The organism is Pyxidicoccus fallax (assembly GCF_012933655.1).
GTDB lineage: Bacteria > Myxococcota > Myxococcia > Myxococcales > Myxococcaceae > Myxococcus > Myxococcus fallax.
Map to the genome: position 1 here is coordinate 1 of NZ_JABBJJ010000411.1, position 10,385 is coordinate 10,385.

9 protein-coding genes are annotated in these 10,385 nt (G+C 71.5%); 1 reads left to right on the forward strand and 8 read right to left on the reverse strand.

Annotation, left to right across the window (positions count from 1 at the left end; all coding sequences use genetic code 11):
• The 6 genes from HG543_RS46910 to HG543_RS46935 all read right to left on the reverse strand — a co-directional run.
• A partial coding sequence (locus HG543_RS46910; protein WP_169351483.1) for a beta-ketoacyl synthase N-terminal-like domain-containing protein occupies positions 1–1,161 on the reverse strand: 1,161 nt, incomplete at its 3' end.
• Positions 1,162–1,342: 181 nt separating this feature from the next.
• A complete protein-coding gene (locus HG543_RS46915; protein WP_343073610.1) occupies positions 1,343–2,359 on the reverse strand; it encodes an LLM class flavin-dependent oxidoreductase in 1,017 nt (338 codons plus the stop codon).
• A 260-nt stretch (positions 2,360–2,619) separates the two neighbouring features.
• Positions 2,620–3,498 carry a 5-oxoprolinase subunit C family protein gene (locus tag HG543_RS46920; protein WP_169351485.1) on the reverse strand — a complete coding sequence of 293 codons (879 nt, stop codon included), beginning with the start codon at positions 3,496–3,498 and terminating at the stop codon, positions 2,620–2,622.
• Entirely contained in the window at positions 3,498–4,784 is a 1,287-nt protein-coding gene (locus tag HG543_RS46925) for a LamB/YcsF family protein (protein ID WP_169351486.1), read from the reverse strand. Before HG543_RS46925 ends, HG543_RS46920 begins: the two co-directional genes overlap by 1 nt.
• Before the next feature lie 62 nt (positions 4,785–4,846).
• Positions 4,847–5,410, reverse strand: a complete 564-nt coding sequence (locus HG543_RS46930; protein WP_169351487.1) for an SMI1/KNR4 family protein — start codon at positions 5,408–5,410, stop codon at positions 4,847–4,849.
• 276 nt (positions 5,411–5,686) lie between these two features.
• Positions 5,687–7,180, reverse strand: coding sequence for a c-type cytochrome (locus HG543_RS46935; protein ID WP_169351488.1), 1,494 nt, complete (start codon positions 7,178–7,180; stop codon positions 5,687–5,689).
• A 62-nt stretch (positions 7,181–7,242) separates the two neighbouring features.
• Here HG543_RS46935 and HG543_RS46940 point away from each other — a divergent pair, with 62 nt between their 5' ends.
• On the forward strand, positions 7,243–8,376 hold the full coding sequence (locus tag HG543_RS46940) for an aminotransferase class V-fold PLP-dependent enzyme (RefSeq protein ID WP_169351489.1): 1,134 nt from the start codon (positions 7,243–7,245) through the stop codon (positions 8,374–8,376).
• Positions 8,377–8,386: 10 nt separating this feature from the next.
• On the opposite strand, the gene cysK is transcribed toward HG543_RS46940, so the two are convergent.
• Both cysK and epsC read right to left on the reverse strand, forming a co-directional pair.
• On the reverse strand, positions 8,387–9,310 hold the full coding sequence (gene cysK, locus HG543_RS46945) for a cysteine synthase A (RefSeq protein ID WP_169351490.1): 924 nt from the start codon (positions 9,308–9,310) through the stop codon (positions 8,387–8,389).
• 52 nt (positions 9,311–9,362) lie between these two features.
• Positions 9,363–10,208 carry a serine O-acetyltransferase EpsC gene (epsC, locus tag HG543_RS46950; protein WP_169351491.1) on the reverse strand — a complete coding sequence of 282 codons (846 nt, stop codon included), beginning with the start codon at positions 10,206–10,208 and terminating at the stop codon, positions 9,363–9,365.
• Positions 10,209–10,385 lie beyond the last annotated feature (177 nt).

The following is a 10,385-nucleotide window of genomic DNA, read 5'->3' on the forward strand; positions in this document are numbered from 1 at the left end:
TTTATAAAAGTAAGGGATGAGCCCGTGCTCCACCGCCAGCGTCGCCTTGATGAGGCCGGCCACGCCCGCCGCGGCGTCGAGGTGCCCGATGTTCGACTTCACGGAGCCCAGCGCGCAGAAGCCGGTGGCCTGCGTGGCCGCGCGGAAGACGGACGTGAGCGCGGACACCTCCACCGGGTCTCCCAGCAGGGTGCCGGTGCCGTGCGTCTCCACGTACTCCACGCTGTCCGGCGACACGTCCGCCAGCGCCTGGGCCCGGGCGATGACCTCCGCCTGGCCTTCCGCGCTGGGCGCCGTGAAGCCCAGCTTCGAGGCGCCGTCGTTGTTGACGGCCGTGGCGCGGATGACGGCGTGGATGGGATTGCCATCCGCCAGCGCGTCCGCCAGCCGCTTGAGCACCACCACGCCCACGCCACTGCCGAAGAGGGTGCCCTGTCCCGCCGCGTCGAACGGGCGGCAATGCCCGTCCGGCGAGGCGATTCCGCCGGGCTGGTGGACGTAGCCGGTGCGCTGGGGCACGTCGATGGACACGCCGCCCGCGATGGCCACGTCACACTGGAACCCCAGGAGCGACTGACAGGCCAGGTGCGTGGCCACCAGCGACGTGGAGCACCCGGTCTGCACGTTGACGCTGGGGCCCTTCAGGTCCAGGTGGTACGCGAGCCGGGTCGCGATGAAGTCCTTGTCGTTGCCAATCATCACCTGGAAGCTGTCGCCCGACTCGAGCAGCTCCGGGTGGGTGCGCAGGTTGAAGAGCAGATAGGTGCTCAGGCTCGTTCCGGCGAACACGCCGACGGAGCGCGAGTCCGTGTCCAGCCCATGGCCCGCCCGCTCCAGCGCCTCCCACGCGCACTCCAGGAAGTGCCGGTGCTGCGGGTCCATCAGCGCCGCCTCGCGCGGCGAGTACCCGAAGAAGGCCGCGTCGAACGCGCCCACGTCCTCCAGCACCGCGCCCGCCTTCACGAAGCCCGGCTCCGCCAGTCGCTCCGCGGGCACGCCCCGGGCCAGCAGCTCCGCGTCCGTGAAGAAGCGGATGCCCTCCACGCCCGCTCGCAGGTTCCGCCAGAACGTCTCCACGTCCGGCGCCCCGGGAAAACGCCCCGCCACACCGACGATGGCAATGGCGAACTCATCGCCCGGCTGGACGTCCACGGCTTCCATGGCGATGGCACTCCTCTTTGAGCAGACTTTGAGAAACAGCCAGAGCGGCCATCATCGACAGGATGGCGCAAGGCGAATTGTGAATGAAACCTTATTATCGAACGCGTATCGCCCTGCAACGCCTCACGGCATCACGGGCACGCGCCACGTGATGAGACGTCTCGGGTTGCGACGCAGCTCGTTATCCGGCGGCTCGCCGGCTGGTGGCGCCGGAGAGCGCGAACGCCTCGGCGACCAGTTCGTAGGAGCGCAGGCGCGCGCGGTGGTCATGGCAGATGGTGGTGATGATGAGCTCATCCACCTCGAAGTCCGCCGCCATGCGCTGGAGCTGCTCCTTGACCTGGGAAGGGTCTCCGAAAACGAGCCGCTTGCGATCGAACTCCAGCGTCGCCAGCTCCTCGGGTGAATACTGATACGCCTCGGCCTCCTCGACGGAGGGGATGGGCAGCTCCGCGCGTCCCTTGCGGGTGTTCACCGCGAGCAGGTCGTTGCTGCGGCCCAGCCGGCGCGCCTCCTCCTCGGTGCGGCCGCACACGACGTAGACGCTGACGGCGGAGTAGGGGGCGGGCTGCTGCGCCGAGGGCTTGAACTGCGCCCGGTAGCCCCGCGTCACCGGCGCTCCGGTGATGGGGTTGAAGAAGTGGGCGAAGCAGAAGGAGATGCCGTGACGGGCCGCGAGCGCGGCGCTCTGCTCACCCGAGCCCAGCGACCACAACTGCGGCCGGCCCTCGGTCGCGGGCCGCAGGGGCAGGCCCCGGAACTCCTCGGACGCGGGCTCCGTGCCCGACAGGAACGCGATGAGGTCCGCGAGCTTCTTCGGGAAGGTCTCCGGCCCCACCGAAGCGCCGTACGCCAGGGCCCGGGTGACCTGGTCCGTGCTGCCCTGGGCCCGACCCAGCCCCAGGTCGATGCGCCCCGGGTACAGCGTCTCGAGCAGGCGGAAGACCTCGGCGACCTTGAAGGGGCTGTAGTGCGTCAGCAGCACGCCGCCGGTGCCCACACGGATGCGCGACGTCGCCGCGGCCACCTGGGCGGCCAGGACCTCCGGCGCCACGCCAGCGAAGTGACCGGAGCCATGGTGCTCCGCGAGCCAGTAACGGTGATAGCCGAGTTGCTCCGTGGCCCGGGCCAGCTCCAGCGTGTTCTGGAACGCCTCTCGGGCGGTGCTTCCGCTGCCAATCAGGGAATGGTCAAGCACACTCAGCTTCATGATGTCTCTTCAACGCGGCCCGCCAGCTGGCCGCGCCCCCTTGCAGTAGATGGATGTGAGCCCCGTTACAGTATCATAACGGATTTCCGCGCGTAAGGTCGCAGCCCAAATTTTCTATAAAAGCTGGAAGTATCAGCAACCCAATCCGGTGCCTTCCAGGACCCGGGGCTCCACGCCACGGCCACCCGCGCGGCGTGTCTCCCAGCGCCGCGGAGCGTCATGGCGCGGGTGACGCGAGGTCCCGCCACTCAATGGGAGGAAGACAGGAAGCGCTCCACGTGTCGGCGCCAGGCCTCACGGGCCTCGTCGAGGCTCACCGCGACGAAGCGCACGGGGCCCCCCGGGCGGCGCGCGCAGAGCCGGCCCCAGTCCGCGCGGATGACGGCGGCGATGAGCGGATAGCCCCCCGTCGTGGGGTGGTCCGGCCCGAGCACGATGGGCTCTCCCGAGAGCGTCACCTGGATGGCCCCGCGAACCATGGGCCGCGAGGTGCCCGCGCCCTCGTCTCCGTGCGTCAGCGTGGGCCCCTTCAGCCGCATCCCCACGCGGTCGCTCGCGGGAGACACGGTGAAGGCTCCCGTCAGCAGCGCGGACACCGTCGCCGGATCAAAACGCTCCGCGTCCGGTCCGAGCGTCACCCGGATGGGCACCTCCACGTCCAGTGCATCTCCAGGCGCCACCGTCTCCGGCGTGCCGCCACCCTCCCCCAGCGGAAGCGCATCCCCGGGGCGCAGCGCGCGCCCTTCGTGCCCGCCCAGCCGCGCCACCACCAGCGTGCCGCGCCCGCCCAGCACCTCCGGAACCGCGAGCCCTCCCTCCACCGCGATGTAGCGCACGCTCGCCGCCTCGGGCGCGGGCACCGTGAAGGTCTCCCCGTCGGCCACGGTGAAGGCACGCCCGTCCACGGACACCCGCGCCGCGCGTCCTCGCACCCGCAGCTCCAGCCGGCCGAAGGCCTCCAGCGCCGCCGCGCCCCACGCGTTGCCCACCGCGCGGTTGGCCAGGGCCAGCAGCTCCGGCACCAGCGCGCCTCCCGGTGGCACGCCATGGTGCATCTGCCCCGGCCGTCCGGCGTCCTGCACCGTGACGGGGCTTCCCACTCCGGCAATCTCGAGCCAGCCCGCCATCACACCACCCGCTCGAAGCGCACCCGGTCCCCGAGCCGCAGCACCGCGCCCTCGTCCGGGGTGAAGGCCGCGAAGTCCAGCGCGGTGCCGATGAGGTTCCACCCACCCGGAGACGCGAACGGGTACACGCCCGTGCGCCCTCCGGCGATGCCCACCGCCAGCGCCGGCACCCGCGTGCGCGGCGTGGGCAGCCGGGGGACGGCGATGCGCGGGTCCACCTCGCCGAGGTACGCGAAGCCCGGCAGGAAGCCCACGCACCGCACCGAGTACTCGCGCCCCGCGTGCAGCCGGGCCACCTCGTCCACCGACAGCTTCGCGCGCTCCGCCACCGCCGCGAGGTCCGGCCCGTCGTAGCGCACGCGGATGACGGTGGGCGGGCGCGTGTCCACGGGCGCCGGGACACGCAGCAGCCGGGCCAGGGCCAGCCGGGGCTCCTCGGGAGGCGAGGCCGGGTCGAAGTACACGCAGGCGTGCTCCTCGGTGATGACGGCGTCCACCACGCGCGGCAGGGCACACAACGCCTCGCGCGTGGCCCGGCGCTCCAGGCCCTCGGGGAGGATCAGCCGCAGCGCGCCGTCACCCAGTGGCTCGGCGGGCAGGGCGAGCGCGTCCAGCGTGGCGCGCACCTCACGGGCCAGCTCCACCGCGCCGGGGGTGTCGCCGTGAACACAGAGCGTGTCCACGGTGCCTCCCGTCGCCAGCCGCACGGCGTTCTCCCGTGCCCGCGCCGGGTCGGTGAGCACGGCGCCCGGCTGTCCGCGCGGAATGAGCGAGCCATCCGGCCGGGTGCCCCGGTCCGCGAAGCCCTCCCGCGCGTAGGCCAGCCCCGCCTCCCGCGCCGCGTCCCGCAGGGCGCCCGTGCCCGGGCCGATGAAGGTGACGTCCCGGCCCAGCGCCTCCACCACGCCGTCCACCACCGCGTGGCCCAACGCGGGCGACGCGTTGGCCGAGTGGTAGAGGGCGCCATGCGGCTTGGCGTACCGCACCGGGACACCCTGGCCGGCCGCCAGCCTCGCGAGCCGCGAGCACTGCGCGGCCACCTGGCTCCGCAACACCTCCGGAGGAACCTCCAGGGCCTTGCGGCCGAAGCCCTCGCGATCCTCGTAGGACGGGTGCGCTCCGGCGCGGGTGCCATATCGCGCGCAGGACTCCAGCGCGCGGCGCATGGACGCGTCGTCCCCCGCGTGGCCGCCGCAGGCGATGTTGGCCACGTGGGCGAGCGTGTAGAGCTGCTCGTCCTCCTCGGGGAGCTCGCCCAGGTCGATATTGAGGAGGCACTCCGTCATGGCACCCACCCTACGCGAGCCGGGGCCCGGGCGCAGCCCGGACTCCAGGTCCACATCCGGTGTCAGGTGGGGGATTCGAACGGGCCGAGCTCCTCGTCCAGCCAGTCCTCGTACCAGTCGAGGAAGCCGTACAGCCGGAAGGTCTCCAGGTCGAACCACGCGAAGTGCGAGTCGCCCGTGTGCCAGACCCCGCCGCGCAGGTCTCCGCGCACAATCAACCAGTCCTCCTCGCCGCAGCCGTGGTCGCAAATCCAGAGCGCGGCGGGGGGACTGTTCTCGTAGGGCGGCTCGAGGAAGTCGCCTTCCTCGTCGACGGGGTCCTTCACGCGCGCCTCGGCCTCGGCCCTGGAGAGGGGAAAGGTGCCCGGGGTGGGCGCGGTGTCCTCCTTCAAGGGTCGCAGGCCGTAGGAGGGACCCGCTCCGCCATTGCCCAGCTCCATCAGGAAGGCGCGGTACTCCTCGGGCAGCGTGACCTGGTGGCGCGCTTCCCACCCCCGCAGCGCCGCGTCCGACAGGCGGGGCCCGAGCTTGTAGCGGTGGTGGCTGGCGCCCTCCACCTCCAGCGCGGTGTCCCGCTGCCGCAGCAGTCCCAGCTTCCGCCGCACCTGGACGAGACGAGCGCTCAACTCCGTGTTCCCGGTCGTCAACACGCCTCCGACGAATCGCCGGGGGCTGACGCTATCAGGCAACCGTGAGCGCGAGATGGAAGTGACACGTGCCACCCCGGGGCAGGGGCCGGTTAGCACCGGAGTGGCACGCGCCTCGAGGATGCAACCAAGAATCACCCCCGAGGAACTTCCAATCGGGATACGGCGACAGGGGTTTTTCCTGGCAATTTCGGCCGTCATTTCCCACCCGCTGCCGGGTGGGCTCACACCTGGAGTGCGAGGAGTAGAGGCGGCTCAGCGTGAGGTGGAGGACAGCGAGGCCGGGCCGCCTGCCTTTACCCACCGCACGAGGGCCCGCGCGGTCGGCTCATCAATCAGCTCCGCGTAGGTGGGCATGGGCGTGCCAGGGAGGAACTGTTCAGGGTTGCGCACCCAGCGCACCAGCTCGGCCTCGCTGCGGTTCGCGACTCCCGCGAGCCGGTCCTGGTAGCGCGCGCCAGGGCCATGGCAGCTCGCGCAACCGAGTTGCACAAAGAGCTTCGGCGCATCCACCTTCGGCGCGGCGGGGCGCGGCTTCCGGGCGGGCGCGGCGGCGGTGTTCACGGACGAACCCTGAGCGGCCGCTGGCGAAGCGGGCGCCGTCACGCCGTCGCCATCAGACGCGTTCCCGGGTGAGGGAGGACGTGCCGCCGTCGCGGTGCCTCCCGCCGGGCCCTGGCTCGTCGTGGACGCGACGTTGTTCTGTTGGGGCCCGTGGCCCGGTGCCGTCGCGGAGCCTTCGGGCGGAGCGCCCACGGTGGTGCCCTGCACGGTCGTTTCCGCGCCCGTCGCCGCCACCCAGGCCGGACGTACGGAGGTGGCGGTGAGCCGCGGCCTCGCGCCCTTCACCTCGTTGTCCCGCGCGGGCACGGAGCGCAGGTAGTCGTAGAGGGCCTGGGCCTCCACCGCGTCCAGCCCCCGGAAGCGCGGCATGGGCGAGCGCAGCACGGAGCCATCCGGAGCGATGCCGTCACGCACCGCGCGCGTGAAGTCCTCCAGCGTCCAGTGGGCGAGCCCCGTCTCGTGGAAGGTGATGTTGCTGGAGTGGACCTTGCGCCCCTCCGGGTCCACGAAGGCCATGCCTCCGGCGAAGACGTCGTCTCCCTCCGTCTTGCGCGGGCTGTAGCCGTCGGTGTGGCAGGACGCGCAGTCGTACACGTCGTGCGCCATGTAGCGGCCGTACTCCCGCGTCGCGGCCTTCGGCGGCACGGGGATGCCTGACGCGGGGCGCTCCACCGGCTCGTTGCCGGTGATGACGCGGAAGCCCATACCGCCAATGAAGCTGAACTCCGAGCGCGGCGCCGGCCGCGAGTCCGGCGCGAAGAGCGGATGCCCCGAGCGCATGAAGCCCAGCACCGCGGCCAGGTCCGCGTCGCCCATGCCGTAGCTCGGCATCACCATCAGCCGGCCGTCCCGGCTCACCGCGTAGCGGATGGCGCGCGCCAATTCCGCGTCCGTCGCGGAGCCGATGCCGGCCGTGGGGTGCGAGGTGAGATTGGATGCATGGAAGCGGCCCATGTACGAGGGCAGCTCGCGCAGCGGCGCGCCGGACACCGTCTCCGCGTCGCCGCCGCGGTGACAGGCCTCGCAGCTCGCGTGGAAGATGGTGGCCCCGCGCGCCAGCGCCGCCGGGGACAGGTCCGCTCGGATGGGCGGGTAGGGCGCATTCACGGTGCCGGCGCAGCCCGCCAGCAGCGCGGCCCCCGCCAATAGCGAGTTCCTCACAACTCCCCCGATGTCGCGGCGCATGTGGTGCTCTCTTCCGTGACCAGCGCCTGACGTATAGCGCACCCGTGGGTACACTCGCGGTCATGACGCGCCCGCTCGAGTCCTACCGCGCCCTCTTCCCCGTGCTCCAGGAGCAGCTCTACCTCAACCACGCTGGCGTGGCCCCCACCAGCCTCCGCGCGGCCGAGGCCGTGAGGGGCTGGATGGACGACCTCGTCTACCACGGCATCAAACACGAGCGCGGCTGGGAGGCGCACTGCGAGCGGGTGCGCGGACTGGCGGCGCGGCTCGTCAACGCCGAGCCCGGCGAGGTGGCCTTCGTGCGCAACACCAGCCATGGCCTCGGCCTCGTCGCGGAAGGGCTGGACTGGAAGCCCGGCGACGAGGTGGCCGTGGCCTCCTCACTGGAGTACCCCTCCAACGTCTACCCGTGGCAGCACCTGAAGGACCGCGGCGTGTCGGTGCGCGAAATCGAGGCGCCCGGGGGCGGCATCACCCCGGAGGCGGTGGCCGCGGCGCTCACCCCGCGCACGCGGCTGGTCGCCCTGTCCTCCGTGCAGTTCGCCACCGGCTACCGCGCGGACCTGGATGCCATTGGCGCCCTGTGCGAGCGCGCGGGCGTGCTCTTCTGCGTGGACGGCATCCAGAGCATCGGCTGCGTCCCGGTGGACGTGAAGAAGAGCCGCATCCACTTCCTCAGCGCGGACAGCCACAAGTGGATGCTCGGCATCTCCGGCATCGGCTTCCTCTACGTGGCGAAGGACGTGCTGCCCCGGCTGCGCCCGGTGCTGGTGGGCTGGCGCAGCACCACCGACGCGTGGAACTTCAACCGCAGCCACTTCGAGCTGCGCCCGGACGCGGGCAAGCTGGAGGAGGGCAGCGCCGCGTACACCGGCATCTACGCGCTGGGCGCCGCGCTGGAGCTCCTGCACGAGGTGGGCATGGACGTCATCGAGGCGCGCATCCGCGAGCTGCTCGTCCGCGTGGAGGCGGGGCTGAGCGGACTGGGCTGCGACGTGGGGCCCGCGCCGGAGCACCGCGCGGGCATCCTCACCTTCCTGCCTCCGGTGGGCGAGGCACGCGCGCTCGGCAACTGGCTGGCCGAGCGCGGCGTCGCCTACTCCCTGCGCCGGGGGCGCATCCGCCTGTCTCCGCACTTCTACAACCTGCCCGAGGAGATGGACCGGCTGGTGGAGCTGGTGCGAACGCGCCTCTAGCGGGACGCGGCTACTGCTGCGCCGGGAAGAGCGTCTCGATGGAGAGGTAGCGCTCGCCCGTGTCGTAGCAGAAGCACAGCACGCGGCTGCCGTCGGGCATCTCGCCCAGCTTCTGGTTCACCGCCGCCAGCGCCGCGCCGGAGGAGATGCCCACGAAGATGCCCTCCTCGCGCGCGGAGCGGCGGGAGAACTCGAAGGCGTCCTCCTCGGTCACCTGCACCGTGCCGTCGAGCGCCTCCTTGTGCAGGTTCTTCGGGATGAAGCCCGCGCCGATGCCCTGGATGGGGTGGGGCCCGGGCTGGCCGCCGCTGATGACGGGCGACTTGGTGGGCTCCACGGCGAGCACCTTCAGCTTGGGCCACACCTTCTTCAGCTCCTCGGCGCACGCGGTGATGTGGCCGCCGGTGCCCACGCCGGTGATGAGGTAGTCCAGCCCGTCCGGGAAGTCCTTGAGGATTTCCTGCACCGTGGTGCGGCGGTGCACCTCGATGTTGGCCTCGTTCTCGAACTGCTGCGGCATCCACGCGTTGGGCACCTGGGACACCAGCTCCTGGGCGCGGGCGATGGCGCCCTTCATGCCCTGGGCGCGCGGGGTGAGCTCGAAGGTGGCGCCGTAGGCGGCCATCAGCCGGCGGCGCTCGATGCTCATCGAGTCGGGCATGACGAGCACCAGCTTGTAGCCCTTCACCGCCGCCACCATGGCCAGACCGATGCCGGTATTGCCGCTGGTGGGCTCGATGATGATGCTGTCCTTCTTGAGGATGCCGCGCTTCTCCGCGTCCTCGATCATGGACAGGGCGATGCGGTCCTTGATGCTGCCGCCCGGATTGGCGCGCTCCAGCTTCATGTGGACGGTGACGCGAGACGGGAACAGCCGGTTGATGCGCACGTGCGGCGTGTTGCCGATGGTCTCCAGGATGTTGTTCGCCTTCATGTCATGGACCTCGCGGGTGGGTGGCTGGGCGTGACGGTGACGGTGCGGCGCTTCAGATGTGGAACTCGATGGCGTCGAGCGTGCCGTCCGCGCCGCGCGGACGCACCTCGCTGCGGCGGGTGACGACGGAGTTGGCAGGGACGCTCTGCGTGAGCCAGGCGTTGCCGGCGATGATGCTGCCCTGGCCCACCACCGTCTCGCCGCCGAGGATGGTGGCGTTGGCGTACACCACCACGCCGTCCTCGATGGTGGGGTGGCGCTTCTTGTCGGCCAGGCCCTTCTCCACCATGAGGGCGCCCAGGGTGACGCCCTGGTAGAGATTGACGTTGTTGCCGATGAGCGTCGTCTCGCCGATGACGACGCCGGTGCCATGGTCGATGACGAAGCGCCGGCCGATGGTGGCGCCCGGGTGGATGTCCACGCCGGTGCGCTGGTGGGCGTACTCGGTGAGCAGGCGCGGCAGCAGCGGGAAGCCGAGCGTGTGCAGGGCGTTGGCCACGCGGTAGATGGCGATGGCGTAGAAGCCCGGGTAGGTGAGGATGACCTCGTCCATGGTGCGGGCGGCGGGGTCGGCCTCGAAGATGGCCTGGGCGTCCTCGCGGAGCCACTCGTAGAGGCCCGGCAGCCGCTCCATGAAGCGCGAGGGCAGGGCGGGGTTGATGTCGGGGTAGAGCGGGGCCAGCGTGTCGCGAATCCGGTGGAGGCTGGCCTCCACGGTGGTGACGTCGCGGCGCACGGCGGCGGCCGTACACTCCAGGCGCTCGGAGAAGTGCGGGAAGAGCAGGCCGAGCACCTGCCCGACGAACTCGGGCGCCGCGCGGCGCACGTCTGGAGGGAAGCAGTGGCGCTGGCGGGCCTCGAGCAGGGCCGCGACCAGCCTGGCGTTGGAATCGTCCATGAGCCACCCATTTAACGCGTCGCGTGGGAGCGCCGCACGACCTGAGTGTCTCTTCATGCCTCGGGCCGTGTGCCGCACGCCGGGAAGATGTGGGCCAGGGGACATCGTGAGCGACCGGGCGGAAGGGCACGGGTGGGCTGCTCCGCCCGGGGACCGGCCGGGCGGGGAGGCGCGGGT

What these genes read in the sequence shown, in the direction of transcription:
- epsC (WP_169351491.1), bottom strand. Translation starts at nt 10,208, where the DNA reads ATGGACGATTCCAACGCCAGGCTGGTCGCGGCCCTGCTCGAGGCCCGC.
- HG543_RS46935 (WP_169351488.1), bottom strand. Translation starts at nt 7,180, where the DNA reads ATGCGCCGCGACATCGGGGGAGTTGTGAGGAACTCGCTATTGGCGGGG.
- HG543_RS46925 (WP_169351486.1), bottom strand. Translation starts at nt 4,784, where the DNA reads ATGACGGAGTGCCTCCTCAATATCGACCTGGGCGAGCTCCCCGAGGAG.
- cysK (WP_169351490.1), bottom strand. Translation starts at nt 9,310, where the DNA reads ATGAAGGCGAACAACATCCTGGAGACCATCGGCAACACGCCGCACGTG.
- HG543_RS46920 (WP_169351485.1), bottom strand. Translation starts at nt 3,498, where the DNA reads ATGGCGGGCTGGCTCGAGATTGCCGGAGTGGGAAGCCCCGTCACGGTG.
- HG543_RS46940 (WP_169351489.1), top strand. Translation starts at nt 7,243, where the DNA reads ATGACGCGCCCGCTCGAGTCCTACCGCGCCCTCTTCCCCGTGCTCCAG.